General features: G+C 68.1%; 16 protein-coding genes and 1 tRNA gene. 14 read left to right on the plus strand and 3 right to left on the minus strand.

What is annotated here, in order from left to right; all coding sequences use genetic code 11:
- Nucleotides 1-134: 134 nt before the first annotated feature.
- The 3 genes from U4012_RS29025 to dprA form a co-directional block, all read right to left on the minus strand.
- Nucleotides 135-2,732 carry a DNA topoisomerase III gene (locus U4012_RS29025; RefSeq protein ID WP_044847346.1) on the minus strand — a complete coding sequence of 866 codons (2,598 nt, stop codon included), beginning with the start codon at nucleotides 2,730-2,732 and terminating at the stop codon, nucleotides 135-137.
- Between the two features lie 203 nt (nucleotides 2,733-2,935).
- Nucleotides 2,936-3,316: a thioredoxin family protein gene (locus U4012_RS29030; protein WP_044847347.1), complete on the minus strand. Its 381-nt coding sequence runs from the start codon at nucleotides 3,314-3,316 to the stop codon at nucleotides 2,936-2,938.
- A 36-nt stretch (nucleotides 3,317-3,352) separates the two neighbouring features.
- On the minus strand, nucleotides 3,353-4,675 hold the full coding sequence (gene dprA / locus U4012_RS29035; protein WP_321802701.1) for a DNA-processing protein DprA: 1,323 nt from the start codon (nucleotides 4,673-4,675) through the stop codon (nucleotides 3,353-3,355).
- 185 nt (nucleotides 4,676-4,860) lie between these two features.
- Here dprA and def point away from each other — a divergent pair, with 185 nt between their 5' ends.
- From def to U4012_RS29105, 14 genes are all read left to right on the plus strand, one after another.
- On the plus strand, nucleotides 4,861-5,364 hold the full coding sequence (gene def, locus U4012_RS29040) for a peptide deformylase (protein WP_057924826.1): 504 nt from the start codon (nucleotides 4,861-4,863) through the stop codon (nucleotides 5,362-5,364).
- Between the two features lie 34 nt (nucleotides 5,365-5,398).
- Nucleotides 5,399-6,391: a methionyl-tRNA formyltransferase gene (gene fmt, locus U4012_RS29045; RefSeq protein WP_044847350.1), complete on the plus strand. Its 993-nt coding sequence runs from the start codon at nucleotides 5,399-5,401 to the stop codon at nucleotides 6,389-6,391.
- Between the two features lie 112 nt (nucleotides 6,392-6,503).
- Nucleotides 6,504-7,145, plus strand: coding sequence for a LysE family translocator (locus U4012_RS29050; protein ID WP_321802705.1), 642 nt, complete (start codon nucleotides 6,504-6,506; stop codon nucleotides 7,143-7,145).
- A 99-nt stretch (nucleotides 7,146-7,244) separates the two neighbouring features.
- Nucleotides 7,245-8,102: a zinc metalloprotease HtpX gene (htpX, locus tag U4012_RS29055; protein WP_006485774.1), complete on the plus strand. Its 858-nt coding sequence runs from the start codon at nucleotides 7,245-7,247 to the stop codon at nucleotides 8,100-8,102.
- Between the two features lie 232 nt (nucleotides 8,103-8,334).
- Complete coding sequence (gene rsmB, locus U4012_RS29060) at nucleotides 8,335-9,723, plus strand: 16S rRNA (cytosine(967)-C(5))-methyltransferase RsmB (protein WP_124486705.1); 1,389 nt, start codon at nucleotides 8,335-8,337, stop codon at nucleotides 9,721-9,723.
- Nucleotides 9,720-10,310, plus strand: a complete 591-nt coding sequence (locus tag U4012_RS29065) for a DUF4390 domain-containing protein (protein ID WP_257773952.1) — start codon at nucleotides 9,720-9,722, stop codon at nucleotides 10,308-10,310. Before rsmB ends, U4012_RS29065 begins: the two co-directional genes overlap by 4 nt.
- Entirely contained in the window at nucleotides 10,300-12,714 is a 2,415-nt protein-coding gene (gene esaS, locus U4012_RS29070) for a sensor histidine kinase EsaS (RefSeq protein WP_044847353.1), read from the plus strand. The genes U4012_RS29065 and esaS overlap by 11 nt, the downstream gene beginning before the upstream one ends.
- Nucleotides 12,715-13,416: a response regulator transcription factor EsaR gene (esaR, locus tag U4012_RS29075; RefSeq protein WP_321802710.1), complete on the plus strand. Its 702-nt coding sequence runs from the start codon at nucleotides 12,715-12,717 to the stop codon at nucleotides 13,414-13,416.
- 60 nt (nucleotides 13,417-13,476) lie between these two features.
- Nucleotides 13,477-13,552, plus strand: a tRNA-Phe gene (locus tag U4012_RS29080).
- A gap of 350 nt (nucleotides 13,553-13,902) precedes the next feature.
- Nucleotides 13,903-14,637 (plus strand): 7-cyano-7-deazaguanine synthase QueC, encoded by a 735-nt coding sequence (queC, locus tag U4012_RS29085; protein WP_321802712.1) that lies wholly within the window; start codon nucleotides 13,903-13,905, stop codon nucleotides 14,635-14,637.
- Between the two features lie 75 nt (nucleotides 14,638-14,712).
- A complete protein-coding gene (gene queE, locus U4012_RS29090) occupies nucleotides 14,713-15,345 on the plus strand; it encodes a 7-carboxy-7-deazaguanine synthase (protein WP_321802715.1) in 633 nt (210 codons plus the stop codon).
- An 18-nt stretch (nucleotides 15,346-15,363) separates the two neighbouring features.
- Nucleotides 15,364-15,816 (plus strand): 6-carboxytetrahydropterin synthase QueD, encoded by a 453-nt coding sequence (queD, locus tag U4012_RS29095; protein ID WP_044847357.1) that lies wholly within the window; start codon nucleotides 15,364-15,366, stop codon nucleotides 15,814-15,816.
- Between the two features lie 306 nt (nucleotides 15,817-16,122).
- Nucleotides 16,123-16,908 (plus strand): HpcH/HpaI aldolase family protein, encoded by a 786-nt coding sequence (locus U4012_RS29100; protein ID WP_044847358.1) that lies wholly within the window; start codon nucleotides 16,123-16,125, stop codon nucleotides 16,906-16,908.
- Nucleotides 16,905-17,681: a tetratricopeptide repeat protein gene (locus U4012_RS29105; protein WP_321802718.1), complete on the plus strand. Its 777-nt coding sequence runs from the start codon at nucleotides 16,905-16,907 to the stop codon at nucleotides 17,679-17,681. Before U4012_RS29100 ends, U4012_RS29105 begins: the two co-directional genes overlap by 4 nt.
- Nucleotides 17,682-17,724: the final 43 nt, after the last annotated feature.

Genomic DNA, 17,724 nt, shown 5'->3' on the forward strand with positions numbered 1-17,724 from the left:
CGGCGCGGCGGCCGCGCACCGGCACGGCCGGCAGCAGGCACCAAGAAAAAACGCGGATCGAGCGATCGATCCGCGTTTTTTTATCGCCGGTTCACCGGCTTACTACGGGCCGGGAAACCCCGGTGCCCGGTGCGTCAGGAGCCCGTCTTGCGCGCCGTCGTCTTGCGGGCGGCGGTCTTGCGCGCCGGTGCCGGTTTCTCGTCGGCGCCTTCCGTCACGGTTTCGGCATCCTTCGTCGCCGATTTTGCCGTCTTCTTCGCGGCAGCGGCCTTCGGTTCCTTCTTCTCGAACTCGAAACCGATCTTGCCGTCCGGCTGCTTCACGAGGAATGCCTTGAAGTTGCGGCCCGTGCGCGACGACTTGAAGTTCGGCAGCAGATCCGTGCGGCCGTCGGCCAGCAGTTTCGCCATCTGCTCGCGCGTGATTTCCTGCTGCAGGATCACCTTGCCCGAACGGAAGTCGCAGGTCTTCGGATTCGCGACCGAGTGCTCGCACACATAGCTCATCCCGTGCTCGAACACGCGGCCCTTGCATTTCGGGCATGCGCCGACCGGTTCCTGCGCGGAGAAGTCGGGCGCTTCGCCTTCCTCGCCGCCCTGGTCCTGACCGAAGTCGAACTCGAGCTTGTAGTTCTTCGTTTCGTCGTCGAACGAGAGCTTCAGGATCGCCGAGAACGGACGGCCCATCTTGCTGCGGAAGCCGGACAGCGGACCGATGGTCTTCTCCCGCAGCAGCTCCTCGACTTCCGCGATCTCGAACTGCCGGCTGCCCGGAATCTTCGAGATCGAGAACTCGCACTTCGTGCATGCGAAGCGGCGGTAGTTTTCCTTCACCTGGCCGCCACAGTTCGGGCACGGCGTCTCGAGCGTCGCGTAATCGCCGGGGATCGTGTCGGAATCGTATTCCTTCGCGCGCTTGACGATCTGCTGCGTCATGCGGGCGATTTCCTGCATGAACGCGTCGCGCCCGAGGTTGCCGCGCTCCATCTGCGACAGCTTGTATTCCCATTCGCCGGTGAGCTCGGGCGCGGTCAGTTCCTTCACGCCGAGCCCGCGCAGCAGCGTCATCAGCTGGAATGCCTTCGCGGTCGGGATCAGCTCGCGGCCTTCGCGCACGAGATACTTCTCGCCGAGCAGGCCTTCGATGATCGCCGCGCGCGTCGCCGGCGTGCCGAGGCCCTTCGCGGCCATCGCCTCGCGCAGCTCGTCGTCCTCGACGAGCTTGCCCGCGCCTTCCATCGCGGACAGCAGCGTCGCTTCCGAGTAGCGTGCAGGCGGTTTCGTCACGAGCGCGACCGCGGCGATCTCGTCCGTCTTCACCTTCTCGTCCTTCTGCACCGGCACGAGGTTCGCGTCCGCGCCTTCGGCGTCGCGGCCGTACACCTGCAGCCAGCCCGGCTCGACGAGCACCTTGCCTTCGGTCTTGAAGTGATGGCCGGCGACTTCGGTGATCCGCGTCGTGACGCGGAACTCGGCCGCCGGGAAGAACACCGCGAGGAAGCGCTTCACGACCATGTCGTACAGCTTCTGCTCCGGCTCGGACAGCGACTTCGGCGCCTGCAGCGTCGGGATGATGGCGAAGTGGTCGCTGATCTTCGAGTTGTCGAAGATCCGCTTGTTCGGCTTCACCCAGCCCTTGTCGAGCACCTGCTTCGCGTGCGGCAGATAGTTGTGGCTCTCCTTGAGCATCTCGAGCGTGGACTGCACCGTCGAAATGTAGTCTTCCGGCAGCGCGCGCGCGTCGGTACGCGGGTACGTCAGTACCTTGTGCTTTTCATACAGCGCCTGCGCGAGACCGAGCGTGTTCTTCGCGGAGAAGCCGAAGCGGCTGTTCGCTTCGCGCTGCAGGCTCGTCAGGTCGAACAGCAGCGGCGACAGCTGGGTCGACGGCTTCGATTCCTCGGACACCGTGCCGACTTGGTCGCGGCACGCGGCGACGATCGTTTCGGCGGCCGGCAGGCTCCAGAGGCGCGAGTCGCGCTTTTCCGGATCGAATTCGTCGCGCTTGAATTTCGGGTCGAACCACTTGCCTTCGTAGAAGCCGCCCGCGCATGCGAACTCGGCCTTCACTTCCCAGTAGTCGCGCGGGATGAAGCGGCGGATTTTCTCTTCACGTTCGACGACGATCGACAAGGTTGGCGTCTGAACGCGGCCGACGGTCGTCAGGAAGAAGCCGCCGCCCTTGCTGTTGAACGCGGTCATCGCGCGCGTGCCGTTGATCCCGACGAGCCAGTCAGCTTCCGAGCGGCAGCGTGCGGCGTCGGCGAGCGGCTGCATGTCCGAGTCGGTGCGCAGGTGCGCGAAACCGTCGCGAATCGCCTGCGGCGTCATCGACTGCAGCCACAGACGCTGGACCGGCTGCTTCGCCTTCGCGTGCTGCACGATCAGGCGGAAAATCAGCTCGCCCTCGCGCCCCGCGTCACATGCGTTGATCAGGCGGTCGACGTCCTTGCGCTTCATCAGCTTGGTCAGGACTTTCAGGCGCGACTCGCTTTTTGCGATCGGGTTCAGGTCGAAATGCGGGGGGATGACGGGCAGATGAGCGAAGCTCCATTTCCCGCGCTTGACCTCGTACTCTTCCGGGGCGGCGATTTCCAGCAGGTGGCCGACCGCGGACGACAGGACGAATTCGTCGCTCTCGAAGTATTCGTCATGCTTGGTAAAGCCGCCCAAAGCGCGCGCGATGTCGTTCGCGACAGAAGGCTTTTCCGCAATGATCAGAGCTTTGGACATGACAGATGTGTGTTGGTAGACCGGGTTCGCCGGCGTGGGTCCCTTTTACGACGGCTTTATAGCACACGCCGCAGCGACGGCGGCTCGGCGTGCAAAAAGCGGCTCATCATAGAGGGGGGGCGCAACGGCGGCAAGCGCACCCGGCGCGGCGGCACGCGCAACGGCGCGAAAAGCCCGGAAAAGCCGCCCGGCCGGTGCGCGGTTCACGCCTCGACGTTCAGGATATTGCGCAATTTCGGTGCGTGCGGCGCGCCGGGCACGGCGCTCAGGTCGGACAGCATTCGTTCGACGATCGTCGCGTGCGGCAGCACCGTGCCGAAGAAGCGCGCGGTGTTCGCGTCCTCGATCAGGATCGTCGGGAAATTCTCGACGTCGAGATCGTCGAGCCGGTCGGCATGGGTTTCGATGTCGATCCACGCGAAGCAGGCGTCGGGATGGGTATCGGCGAGCTGGTCGAAGGCCGTCCGGTAGTCGCGGCAGGTGCCGCACCACTCGGCGCACAGGCAGGCGACCAGCAGCGTGTCGGGATCGGCGAGGCGCTCGGCGATCCGATCGGCATCGGTGTCGAGATTCAGCGCGGGCATGGAATTCCTTGGGTAGCGTCGGCGGCACGGGCCGCCCTATGCGGGGGACTGTAGCACGCCGGACGCGGGCGGAGTGGGCGCCACGTCAAGCTGCGCGAAGCGTCCGCCGGGCACGCTCGCGACGCGGCCGGCCAGTTCGAGCGCGAGCAGCGCGCGATGCAGCGCGTCATCCGATAGGCCGCTGTGCTCGGCGAGCCACTCGTAAGTAACGGGGCCGTATCCCAGTGCGGCGAGCACGGATCGCTCGGCCGGGTCGTCGGGCGGCACGCCTTCGGTTCCGGTCGATGCGGTGGATGGAACGGCGCAATCCGGTTTCCCGACATGCTCACGCGCGCGTCGCCCCAGCGTGCCGGCTGTTTCGCCGTTATCGGGGCGCGTACGCGAATTCGCCGCGGCGTGGGCGGTGTGCGTTGCCGGTTCGTCCAGCCCGTACTCCTCGAGCACGTCGAGCGGTGTCGCGGTGAGCTTCGCGCCGTCGCGGATCAGCGCGTGGCAGCCCTGCGCGAGCGGCGCGTGGATCGAGCCCGGCATCGCGAACACGTCGCGGCCCAGCTCGTTCGCGAGGCGTGCGGTGATCAGCGAGCCGGAGCGCGGCGCGGCTTCGATGACGAGCACGCCGAGCGCGAGCGCGGCGATCAGCCGGTTGCGCTGAGGGAAATGCGACGCCCGCGCGGGTGTGCCGAGCGGCCATTCGGACAGGATCGCGCCGCGCGCGGCAATGTCGTGCGCAAGCGTGCGGTGCCGCGCCGGATAGACGAGATCGGCGCCCGTCGCGATCACCGCGACCGTGCCGGCGCGGCCGTCGAGCCCGCCGCGATGCGCGGCGCCGTCGATGCCGAGCGCGAGGCCGGAGACGATCGCGAGCCCCGCGTCGGACAGCGCATGGGCGAAGCGGGTGGCGTCGGCGAGCCCTTGCGGCGTCGCATGGCGGCTGCCGACCACGGCGAGCCCGCGTGCGTGCAACAGGTCGAGCCTGCCCTTTACATATAGCAGCGGCGGCGGATCGTGCAGGTCGCGCAGCCGTGGCGGATAGACGGGATCGTTGAGCGTGACGATCGCGTTGCCCGGTGTATCGAGCCATGCCAGTGCGGCGTCGGTGCATGCGTCGAGGTCGTCCCGCTCGCTGGCGCGCACCGCCCGCGCGGCGGCAGCGCTGCTCGCCGCGCCGATGGCCTGGTCGGACGCGGCGAGCAGCGCCGCCGGCGAGCCGAATGCGTCGAGCAGCGCGTGCAGCACGGCGGGGGAGATGCCCGGCGCATGCGCGAGCTGCAGCCACGCGCGCAACGCGGAAGTCGTCAGCGCTTGCGGCGACATGAGGTTCCCCTCGAACGCGGCGGCCAGCGGAGCGCGTGGCGCCATGATAAAATTTTCATCATCCGAAATACTCGACAGGGCCGCGCGCACGAGCGCCCGGCCAATTGCAGGAGGCATGACCCGCGGCGTTGATATGCCGTGCGTCTGCCTCATCTTCATTGCATCCCGGCGGCGGCGCCAGCCGGCCGGATGGCCGATGCGGCGCGCCGCTCCACCGAATACCGAACACCATGGCTTTGCTGAACATTCTTCATTACCCCGACAAGCGGCTGCACAAGGTCGCGAAGCCCGTCGACAAGGTCGACGACCGGATCCGCAAGCTCGTCGCCGACATGGCCGAAACCATGTACGCCGCGCCGGGCATCGGCCTCGCGGCGACGCAGGTCGACGTGCACGAGCGCGTGATCGTGATCGACGTCTCCGAGGAGAAGAACGAACTGCGCGCGTTCATCAACCCCGAGATCATCTGGTCGAGCGACGTGAAACAGGTCTACGAGGAGGGCTGCCTGTCGGTGCCCGGGATCTACGACGAAGTCGAGCGTCCCGACCACGTCCGTGTACGTGCGCTCAACGAGCACGGCGAGACCTTCGAGCTCGACTGCGAGGGCCTCCTGGCCGTGTGCGTGCAGCACGAGATGGATCACCTGATGGGGCGCGTGTTCGTCGAATATCTTTCGCCGCTGAAGCAGACCCGCATCAAGACGAAGATGAAGAAACTCGAACGCGCGATGTGACGCGCGTGTGCCCAGCCCGATCCCGAACGCTGTCATGACCCATACGTTGCGCGTGATTTTTGCCGGCACGCCGGAATTCGCCGCGGCCGCACTCGCCGCGATCCACGAGGCCGGTTTTCCGGTGCCGCTCGTGCTCACCCAGCCCGATCGCCCGGCCGGGCGCGGGATGAAACTGCAGGCGAGCGCCGTGAAGCGCTATGCCGTCGAGCACGGGATGCCCGTCGCGCAGCCGCCGTCGCTGCGCCGCGCGGGCAAGTACCCGGCGGAGGCGGCCGACGCGATCGAGCTGCTGCGCGCGACGCCGCACGACGTGATGGTGGTCGCCGCATACGGCCTGCTGTTGCCGCAGGAAGTGCTCGACATTCCGCGTGCCGGCTGCATCAACATCCACGCGTCGCTGCTGCCGCGCTGGCGCGGCGCCGCGCCGATCCACCGCGCGATCGAGGCCGGTGACGCCGAGACGGGCGTCACGCTGATGCAGATGGACGTCGGCCTCGACACCGGCGCGATGATCGAGGAAGCGCGCGTCGCGATCGCGTCCGACGACACGACCGCCACGCTGCACGACCGGCTCGCCGCCGACGGCGCGCGGCTGATCGTCGACGCGCTGGTGCGGCTCGAGCGCGACGGCACGCTGCCCGCCACGCCGCAGCCGGCCGACGGCGTGACCTATGCGGAAAAGATCGGCAAGCACGAAGCGGCGCTCGACTGGCGCAAGCCGGCCGACGTGCTCGCGCGCCAGGTGCGCGCGTTCGACCCGTTCCCGGGCGGCGTCGCCACGCTCGACGGCGCGGCCATCAAGCTGTGGGCGGCCGAACCGGTGGCGGCGCGCGGCACGACGGTCGACGTGGCGCCCGGCACGATCGTCGAGGCTGCGCCGGAGGGCGTGGTCGTCGCCTGCGGCAGCGGCGCGCTGCGCGTCACGCAACTGCAGAAACCGGGCGGCAAGCGGCTGCCCGCGCGCGAATTCCTGGCCGGCTCGCCGCTCGCCGCGGGCCAGCGCTTCGCGTTGCCTGACGCGGCCTGAGCGTCATTCGACACGGCATCGCGCCCGCGCGCAATCGGCCGGATGGCCGCGAGTCGCGCAGCGCGGCAGGCGCGCGTAGAATTTCCCTGCGCATCCCGGTTTCGAGGTTCTCATGCTTGGCATCACCCATTTCGGCTTCTTCGTGCTCGCGGTCTTCCTGCTGAACGTCACGCCCGGCCCCGATACGGCGTACATCGTCGGCCGCAGCGTCGCGCGGGGCCGTGGCGCGGGGCTGATGTCGGCGCTCGGCATCTCGGCCGGCTGCTGCGTGCACACGCTTGCGTGCGCATTCGGCCTGACCGCGCTGCTCGCGGCGTCGGCGGCCGCGTTCACGGCGATCAAGCTGGTCGGTGCCGCTTACCTGATCTACCTCGGCGTGCGCATGATCGTCACGAAGCAGGCCGCCGCGCCGGCAGGCGCCGAGGCGGCGCGGGCCACGGCCGCGAAGCCGCTGCGCCAGTTGTTCATGCAGGGTTTCTGGACCAACGTGCTGAATCCGAAGGTCGTGCTGTTCTTCGTGTCGTTCTTCCCGCAGTTCGTGTCGGCCGACAGCCCGCACAAGGCGCTGGCGTTCCTGGCCCTCGGGTCGGTGTTCCTCGTGATGAGCACCGTCTGGAGCTGCATCGTCGCGTGGGTCGCGGGTAGCGTCACGCAGCGCTTTTCCGGCAAGCCGGGCGTCAGGAAATGGCTGGATCGCACGGTGGGCAGCGCCTTCGTCGGCCTCGGGCTGCGGCTCGCGGCGACGCAACGCTGAAATTGAATTTTTCCGGCAAGACCTTATCTAACAAATCGCTTACAATTTTCCGCCGCGCACTGTGATGTCGGCGGGTCCCCTGACGGATAAGGAGTGGGTATGTTCAATTGGGTCAAAACGGCGATGCTGATGGCCGCGATCACGGCCCTGTTCATCGTGATCGGCGGCATGATCGGTGGCTCGCGCGGCATGACGATCGCGCTGCTGTTCGCGCTCGGCATGAATTTCTTCTCATACTGGTTCTCGGACAAGATGGTGCTGCGCATGTATAACGCGCAGGAAGTCGACGAGAACACGGCGCCGCAGTTCTACCGGATGGTGCGCGAACTCGCCACGCGCGCGAACCTGCCGATGCCGCGCGTCTACCTGATCAACGAGGACGCGCCGAACGCGTTCGCCACGGGCCGCAACCCCGAGCACGCGGCAGTCGCCGCGACGACGGGCATCCTGCGCGTGCTGTCCGAGCGCGAGATGCGCGGCGTGATGGCGCACGAGCTCGCGCACGTGAAGCACCGCGACATCCTGATCTCGACGATCACCGCGACGATGGCGGGCGCGATTTCGGCGCTGGCCAACTTCGCGATGTTCTTCGGCGGCCGCGACGAAAACGGCCGTCCGGCCAATCCGATCGCGGGGATTGCGGTCGCGCTGCTCGCGCCGATCGCCGGTGCGCTGATCCAGATGGCGATCTCGCGGGCGCGCGAGTTCGAGGCCGACCGCGGCGGCGCGCAGATCTCCGGCGATCCGCAGTCGCTCGCCACCGCGCTCGACAAGATCCATCGCTATGCGGCCGGCATCCCGTTCCAGGCGGCCGAAGCGCATCCGGCCACCGCGCAGATGATGATCATGAACCCGCTGCACGGCGGCGGCCTGCAGAACCTGTTCTCCACGCACCCGGCGACCGAGGAACGCATCGCGCGCCTGATGGAGATGGCCCGTACCGGCCGCTTCGATTGATCCCAGGCGCATCGCGCGGCCATTGCCGCGCGGGGGCGCGATGCCACCCCGCACGCTTCGCGCTGCGGGGTTTTTCATTTCTGCGCGCCGTAAAGGGGCCAAAGGGTTCGCGCGGTCGCACGCTACAATGCGCGGTTTGGAATCGCGCGGCCTCGGGGCCGTTGCGATCCCGCCGTTTGCCGCCTGTGTTTGCCGTGCCTGCTTGCCGCGCTTGATTGCCGATTCCGTTCCGATGACACGAACCCGTTCCTCCGCCCCGTCTTCCTCCGGCCGCCCGGCGCGCCCGTCCGCGCTGCATCTCGCGCCCGATTCGCTGGGCTTCGCGCTCGACGCGGCCGCGCAGGCAGTCGATGCGGTGCGGCGCGGCACCGCGCTGCCGGCGGCACTGGCCGCGGTGTTCGCGCAGATGCCGGCCGGCACGCAGGCGCTCGCGCGCGGCGCGACGCAGGACGTCGCGTACCGGACGATGCGTCGTCTCGGGAGCGCCGATTGGCTGATCGGCCGGCTCGTCAGCAAAGCGCCGCCCGCGCATGTGCATGCGGTGCTCGCCGGCGCATTCGCGCTGTTGCTCGATCCGGAAGAAACGGCTGCATATCCGGCGTTCACGATCGTCGACCAGGCCGTGACTGTAATCGGCGCGCGACGCGAATACGCGTTCGCGAAGGGGCTGGTCAACGCGGTGCTGCGGCGTTTCCTGCGCGAGCGCGACGTGCTCGTCGCGGCGCTGCAGGACGATCCGGTCGCGCGCTGGAATTACCGCACCTGGTGGGTCGACGCGGTGAAGCGCGCATGGCCCGACGCATGGCAGGCGATCCTCGCGGCCGGCGAGCGCCAGGGGCCGCTGACGCTGCGCGTGAACGCGCGCCGCGCGAGCGTCGACGCGTACCTCGACACGCTGCGTGCGAGCGGGATCGACGCGACCGCGATCGGCCGTCACGCGGTGCGGCTCGCGTCGGCGCTGCCGGTCGATCGCATTCCGGGCTTCGCCGATGGCGTCGTGTCGGTGCAGGACGCCGGCGCGCAGCTCGCGGCCGAATGGCTCGGTGCGCGCGACGGCATGCGCGTGCTCGACGCGTGCGCGGCACCGGGCGGCAAGACCGGGCATATCCTCGAACTGGCCGACGCGGAAGTCGTTGCGCTCGAAAGCGACGCGACGCGCGCGGCGCGTATCGGCGAGAACCTCGCGCGCCTGTCGCTCGCGGCGGACGTGCGCGTCGGCGACGCGGGCGCACCGGACGCGTGGTACGACGGCCGTCCGTTCGATCGCATCCTGGCCGACGTGCCGTGCTCGGCGTCCGGCATCGTGCGCCGTCATCCCGACATCCGCTGGCTGCGCCGCGAAGCCGACATCGCCGCGCTCGTCGCGGAACAGCGCCGCATCCTGAGCGCGTTGTGGCCGTTGGTGAAACCGGGCGGCGAACTGCTCTACGTGACCTGTTCGATCTTCCCCGAGGAAGGTGAATTGCAGGCGCGCTGGTTTGAAGCGGCCTGTGAAGATGCGGTACGATTGGACGCGCCCGGCCAACTGCTGCCGGGCGGCGTGCACGGCGGGGCGGCCGGCGCACGCGACCAGAACACCGATCACGACGGATTCTTCTACGCGCGGTTTCAGAAACGGTGACGATCAAACACCTTTTTCCACTTCGGCTTGCGGCCGTCCTGCTGGTCGCGTTGACGCTGTGCGTGACGGTCGTTCGGCCGGCGCGCGCCGAGTCGATCGCCGTGCAGCGCGCATCGCTGCAGGCTGACGGAAGCGGCTGGAGCCTCGATGCCCGCTTCGATTTCGAGCTGAATCCGAACCTCGAGGATGCCGTCAACAAGGGCATCCCGCTTTACTTCACGACCGACTTCGAACTGGGCCGCGCGCGCTGGTACTGGTTCGACGAGCAGCCGGTGTCGGTGTCGCAGACGATCCGGCTGTCGTTCCAGCCGCTCACGCGCGAGTACCGCGTGTCGACGGGCGGCCTGCAACTCGGCTTCCCGTCGCTGAAGGACGCGCTCGCGGTCGTCCGGCACATCACGTCGTGGCACGTGATCGACCGCAACCAGGTGCGTGCCGGCGAAACCTACACGGCCTCGGTGCGGATGCAGCTCGATACGGCGCTGATGCCGAAACCGTTCCAGGTCGACGCGGTGAACAACCGCGACTGGACGCTCGGGTCGGACTGGAAGCGCTTTACCTTCACGGTGACCGAACGTGCTAAATAAAGTGCGCCGCGCGGCCAGCGGGAAGAGCCTCCTCGTTCGCGTGATCGTCTCGACCGTCGCGATCACCGCATTGCTGCTGCTCGTGCTGCTCGCGGCCGCGAGCGCGAACACCGAATTCTTCGACCGCTACTACTCGTGGCTGTACGCGACGAACATCGTCGTCGCGCTCGTGTTCCTGCTCGTGGTGCTCGGGCTGATCGGGATGATCGTCGTGCGCCTGAGGAAGGGCAAGTTCGGCACGCGGCTGCTCGCGAAGCTCGCGGTGTTCTTCGCGCTCGTCGGCGTGGTGCCGGGCGGGATCATCTACATCGTGTCGTACCAGTTCGTGTCGCGCAGTATCGAGTCGTGGTTCGACGTGAACGTCGAGACCGCGCTGACGGCCGGCCTGAACCTCGGCCGCGGGATGCTCGACGCGTCGCTGTCCGACCTGCAGACGAAGGCGCGGCTGATGTCCGACCAGCTCGCGAGCGTCGATGCGAACACGAACGGCACGACGCTCACGCTCTTGCGCCTGCGCGACCAGTTCGGCGTGCAGGATGCGACGATCGTCGAGCCGAGCCGCGGCGGCTCCGGCGCGGCGCCCGACCTGCACATCGTCGCGCAGGCATCGGGCAATTTCGCCGCGCTGATTCCGGACGACCTGCCGACGCCGCTGATGCTGAGCCAGGCGCGCGAACACGGCGCGTATGCGGCGATCGAGGGCGAGGTCGACGGCGACCCGCGCGCACACGGCGCGAAGGGCGCGCTGCGGCTGCGTGTCGTGCGGCCGATTCCCGACGCGACGACGTCGCTGCTGCAGCCGGCGGAGCGGTTCCTGCAGCTCACGCAGCCGGTGCCGCCCACGCTCGCGCACAATGCCGACGCGGTGCAGCGCGCGTATCGCGAGTACCAGGAAAAATCGCTCGGCCGCACGGGCTTGCGCAAGATGTACATCGGCACGCTGACGCTCGCGCTGTTCCTCGCGACCTTCATCGCGATGATGCTCGCGCTCGCGCTCGGCCAGCAGCTCGCGCGGCCGCTGTTCCTGCTCGCGCAGGGCACGAAGGAGATCACGGAAGGCGACTACACGCCGAAGCGCGAGATCAAGTCGCGCGACGAGCTGGGCTTCCTCACGCAGTCGTTCAATGCGATGACGCGCCAGCTGTCCGAGGCGCGGCTCGCGGTCGAGAAGAACCGCGTCGCGCTCGAGCATTCGAAGACCTATCTCGAGAGCATCCTCGCGAACCTGACCGCCGGCGTGTTCGTGCTCGATCGCCAGTTCCGGCTGACGACGGCCAACCGCGGCGCCGAGCGCATTTTCCGGCAACCGTTCGGCGCGATGATCGGCACGGCGCTCGACCGGATCGGCGTCGTCGCGGAATTCGGCGCGATGGTGCGCAAGGCGTTCGCCGATCGCGAAGCGGCGTCCGACGACGGCGGCGGCGACCGCGGCCACTGGCAGCAGCAGTTCGCGATCGAAGTGCCGGGCGAAGCCGATCCGCTGACCTTGCTCGTACGCGGCACGCGCCTCGTATCGACCGTCGAGGGCGAGGCCGACGATCCGCAGACGTCCGGCTACGTCGTCGTGTTCGACGACATCTCCGACGTGATTTCCGCGCAGCGTTCGGTCGCATGGGGCGAGGTCGCGCGGCGGCTCGCGCACGAGATCAAGAACCCGCTGACGCCGATCCAGCTGTCGGCCGAGCGGCTGCAGATGAAGCTGTCCGACAAGCTCGCGCCACCCGATGCCGACGTGCTCAAGCGCGGCGCGACGATGATCGTCAACCAGGTGGCCGCGATGAAGCGGATGGTCGACGACTTCCGCGAATATGCGCGCACGCCGCCGGCGGTGCTCGCCAACCTGCAGCTGAACGAACTGGCGAGCGAGGTGCTCGGGCTGTATGGTGTCGGCGAAGGCAAGAGCGCGATCGTCGCCGAACTCGCGCCGTCGCTGCCGGTGATCCGCGGCGACGCGACGCAACTGCGCCAGGTGATTCACAACCTGCTGCAGAACGCGCAGGATTCGGTCGCGGAAGTCGCGCATCCGCGTGTGTTGATCGAAACCAAGACAGTAGAATATGGCGACCCCGACGCCGAGGGCAAAACGCGCGTCGCGGTACGTCTTACCGTGTCCGACAACGGGCCCGGTTTTCCGGCACGCATCCTGACCCGTGCGTTTGAGCCTTACGTGACGACGAAGGCGAAGGGCACGGGGCTCGGATTGGCCACGGTCAAGAAAATCGTCGATGAGCACGGCGCGCGGATCGATCTGCGCAATCGCATGCACGGCGAGACCGTCGAGGGTGCGCAGGTGTCGATCCTGTTCCTGCAGATGGCGAGCGATACGCCAGGCGTCGAATCCGGCGCGCAGGGCGGGGCGGCTCCCGCCAAGACAAAAGCAAGTGTGCAGACAAAGGCAGCGTAAATGGCAACCATCCTGGTGGTAGATGATGAAATGGGCATCCGGGAATTGCTCTCGGAGATCCTCAGCGATGAAGGACATGTCGTCGAGGCGGCGGAGAACGCGCAGGCCGCGCGGGAATACCGCCTGAATCAGGCGCCCGATCTCGTGCTGCTCGATATCTGGATGCCCGATACCGACGGCGTCACGCTGCTCAAGGAATGGGCGGCGCAGGGCCTGTTGACGATGCCCGTGATCATGATGTCCGGGCACGCGACGATCGATACCGCCGTCGAGGCGACGAAGATCGGCGCACTCGATTTCCTCGAGAAGCCGATCGCGCTGCAGAAGCTGCTGAAGTCCGTCGAGCACGGTCTCGCGCGCGGCGCGGCACCGGTGTCTGCCAATGCGGCGGCGAAGGCGGGCGGCGGCCAGGCAGCGGGCCCGGCGGCGGTCGCGTCCGCGGCCGCGCTGCCGACGCTCGGCGACGACATGGCCGCGGCGCTCGGCCTCGCGGGCCAGACGGCCGCGATTCCGTTCGACATCCCGTTGCGCGAAGCGCGCGACGCGTTCGAACGCGCGTACTTCGAATATCACCTCGCGCGCGAGAACGGCAGCATGACGCGCGTCGCGGAGAAGACGGGCCTCGAGCGCACGCACCTGTATCGCAAGCTCAAGCAGCTCGGCGTCGAGCTCGGCAAGAAGCCGTCGGAAGGGGCCGTATAAGAAATTTCACGAAACCCCTTGTGCGACTCAATAAAGCTCGATATACTTTGCTTCTTCGTTGGCCCGGTAGCTCAGTTGGTAGAGCAGCGGATTGAAAATCCGCGTGTCGATGGTTCGATTCCGTCCCAGGCCACCAGCAGTTCCAACCCCAAGAATCGGAAGGTTCTTGGGGTTTTTCGTTTGTGGTGGGTTTGCGCGGCATTGGCGGCGCGCCCGGCAGCATTCGTCGGGGCGTGATAAAATCCGTGCCCGCTCAATGACTTAGCGCATCGCTTCATGCGCACGGCAAGGCTGCCCGCAGGCGCTGCCGTGATGTGCGGCAACGATGCCGCGCGATGGGCGGTATAAGCGCTCCGCCGCGTTCGCGGCCGACCGCGCTGCCTATACTGGTCGAGCCGGCGCAGGCCGGCACGCGTCGGGCCGCCCGGCGGCAGCCGGCCCCGGGGCGCAGCGCGACGCGAGCCTACACATTCACGGAGTATCACGGTGATTCGGACAGACGCTAAAGACGGCGCGCTCGTGTTGTTTTCCGGCGGGCAGGACTCGGCCACGTGCGTGGCCTGGGCCCTCGAACGCTACCAGACGGTCGAGACGCTCGGCTTCGATTACGGCCAGCGCCACCGCGTCGAACTCGAATGTCGCGAAGGCGTGCGCGACGCGCTGAAGCGTCAGTTTCCCGCGTGGGGCGACCGCCTCGGCGACGATCACATGGTCGACCTGTCGGTGCTCGGCGCGATCAGCGATACCGCGATGACCCGCACGATCGAGATCGAGACCGCGGCGAACGGCTTGCCGAACACGTTCGTGCCGGGCCGCAACCTGCTGTTCATGACGATCGCGGCCGCGATCGCCTATCGCCGCGGCTTGCGCGTGCTGGTCGGCGGGATGTGCGAGACCGATTTCTCGGGCTACCCGGACTGCCGCGACGATACGATGAAGGCGCTGCAGGTCGCGCTGAACCTCGGCATGGACACGCGCATGGTGCTCGAGACGCCGCTGATGTGGCTCGACAAGGCGCAGACCTGGCAACTGGCCGAGCAGCTCGGCGGCGAGGCGCTCGTCGAACTGATCCGCGTCGAGACGCACACGTGCTACGTGGGCGAGCGCGCGGAACTGCACGACTGGGGCTTCGGCTGCGGCGAATGCCCGGCCTGCAAGCTGCGCAAGCGCGGCTACGAGGCCTACCTGAAGGGCGAGCGCGTGACCGAAGCACCGCTGTGACGCGGGTGCGCCGGCAGCGCTGGATGGATAACGGATTCTGATCGACAACGAGCGGCGCGAGCCGGACGAAGCACGATGACTTACGCGGTCAAGGAAATTTTCTACACGTTGCAGGGCGAGGGCGCGAACGCGGGCCGTCCGGCCGTGTTCTGCCGGTTCGCCGGCTGCAATCTGTGGTCGGGTCGCGAAGAGGATCGGGCGGACGCCGTGTGCCGCTTCTGCGATACCGACTTCGTCGGCACCGACGGCGAGAACGGCGGCAAGTTCAAGGAGGCCGACGCGCTCGTCGCGACGATCGCCGGCCTGTGGCCGGACGGCGAGGCGCACCGCTTCGTCGTCTGCACGGGCGGCGAGCCGATGCTGCAGCTCGACCAGCCGCTCGTCGACGCGCTGCACGCGGCGGGCTTCGAGATCGCGATCGAGACCAACGGCTCGCTGCCGGTGCTCGAGACGATCGACTGGATCTGCGTGAGCCCGAAGGCCGACGCGCCGCTCGTCGTCACGAAGGGCAACGAACTGAAGGTCGTGATCCCGCAGGACAACCAGCGGCTGGCCGATTACGCGAAGCTCGATTTCGAGTATTTTCTCGTGCAGCCGATGGACGGCCCGTCGCGCGACCTCAATACGAAGCTCGCGATCGACTGGTGCAAGCGGCATCCGCAGTGGCGGCTGTCGATGCAGACCCACAAATATCTGAACATTCCCTGAGCCACGGCTTTTGACATCGTGCTGATTACCCGAAAACTCGAATTCGACGCGGGCCACCGCATTCCCGATCACCGCAGCCAGTGCCGCAACCTGCACGGCCATCGCTACGTGCTCGAAGTCACGCTGCGCGGCGATCTCGTCGATACCGAGGGGGCGCCCGACCGCGGCATGGTGATGGACTTCGCCGACGTGAAGGCGCTCGCGGTCGAGCACCTCGTCAACAAGTGGGATCACGCGTTCCTGGTCTACGCGCGCGACGAAGTCGTGCGCTCGTTCCTCGAGCAGATGGCCGACCACAAGACCGTCGTGCTCGACCGGATCCCGACCGTCGAGAACCTCGCGGCGATCGCGTTCGACATCCTCGCGAACGTGTACGACGCGCACTACGGCGTGAACCTGCGCCTGGAGCGCGTGCGCCTGTACGAAACGCCGAACTGCTGGGCCGACGTCGAGCGCCAGCCCGGCCGCTGATCCTGCCTTCCCGGCAGCCCCGCCAGCCGGCGCGGGCTGCCTGCCGCCGCGCCGCGCGGCCTCGCCCGGCGCCGTTCCCCGCCTGGTCCCACATTCCGCGTGACGCCGCGCTATGATCGTTGCGTGGCACCGGAAAACGCATCCGTGCGACATCGCGCGGCCCGCGCTGTCAGATCGGCTGCTCACGACCGACTGACGTTCCAGGGCCCGGTCCGGCGCCGCCGGGCATGGCGGCCCGGCGCATTGCGCCCGCTTCGCCCGTTGCTTGTCCCGTTCGATTGCCGTTCCGTCCAGGAGCCCGTATCGATGAGCACGCTCACCAATTCCCTCAAACAACGCCTGCACGACGGCGACGAGCCGCTGTACGGCCTGTGGCTGTCGCTCGGCTGCGATTCGGCCGCGGAAGCGCTCGCCCACGCCGGCTACGACTGGCTCTGCATCGACATGGAGCATGCGCCGAACGACAGCCGCGACGTCGCGTCGCAACTGCGCGCGCTGGCCGCCGCGCATCTGCCGAGCGAGCCCGTCGTGCGTGTGCCGGGGCGCGAGCCGTGGCTCGTGAAGCGCGCGCTCGACGCCGGCGCGCGCACGCTGATGTTCCCGTGCATCGAGACGCCCGACGAGGCCGCGCACGCGGTGCGGCTCACGCGCTTCCCGTCGCCGGATTCCCCCGACGGGCTGCGTGGCGTGGCCGGCATGGTGCGTGCGGCGGCGTTCGGCATGCGCCGCGATTACCTGCAGACGGCGAACGCGCAGGTCGCGGTGATCGTGCAGATCGAATCGGCGCGCGGCATCGACGAAGTCGAGCGGATCGCCGCGACGCCGGGCGTCGACTGCCTGTTCGTCGGCCCGGCCGATCTGGCGGCGAGCCTCGGGCACCTCGGCGACAGCCGCCATCCGGACGTCGAGACCGCGATCGCGCGCGTGCTCGCGGCCGGCAAGCAGGCCGGCGTCGCGGTCGGCATCTTTGCGAGCGATACCGCAACAGCGCGCCAGTATCGCGAGGCCGGCTTCCGGATGATCACGCTGTCGGCCGACGTAAGCTGGCTGCTGCGTGCGACGCGCCAGGCATTGCAGGAGGTGCGGTCATGAACGATGGCGACGGCGCGGGGCACGAAGGTGTGCGGCTTACGGCCGGTGTACGCGGGCGGATCGGCGCGCTGCTCGGGCTCTGGGCCGTATGCGTCGCGGCGGTTGCGCAGAATGCGCCGCACGCGAAGCCGGACCCGGCGCGCGAGACGCAATCCGCGGTGGCCGACTACAACGCGGGCGACTATCGCGCAGCGCTGGTGCAGTTCCACGACGCGGCCGAACGCGGCGACCGGCTCGCGCAGTTCAACTACGCGATGATGCTGCTCACGGGTGTCGGCGTGAGCGCGAACGTCGACGAAGGGCTGCGCTGGCTGAAGCGGGCGGCCGACGCGAACATGTCGCATGCGCAGTACGTGTATGGGCGCATGTTCGACGACGGCGAGTTCGTTGCGCGCAACCCGGCCGAAGCGCACCGCTGGTTCCTGCGCGCGGCGAAGCAGGGGCACGTGCAGGCCGAGCTGTCGCTCGCGAACCAGTTCCTCGACGGGCGCGGCACGCCGCGCGACAACCGGCGGGCGTTCGAGTGGTACAAGCAGGCGGCCGACGCGGGCGAGCCGACCGCGCAGTACGTGACCGCGTCGTTCTACGAGCGCGGTGGCGACGGCGTCACGCAGAACCTGAACATCGCGCGCGCGTATTACGCGGCCGCGGCCGCGCAGGGCGACGAGACGGCCGGGCTGAAATTCAAGGAACTGAGCGCGCGGCTGAGAGCGCAGGAGCCTGCTTCGGGCGCCGGTACGGATCATGGGAGCCCGCGCGCGACGCCGCAATGAGCGGGCCGCCCCGCTGCATTCGACCTGCCTGACGAAAACGGCG

This window comes from Burkholderia sp. BCC1988 (genome assembly GCF_905339895.1).
GTDB lineage: Bacteria > Pseudomonadota > Gammaproteobacteria > Burkholderiales > Burkholderiaceae > Burkholderia.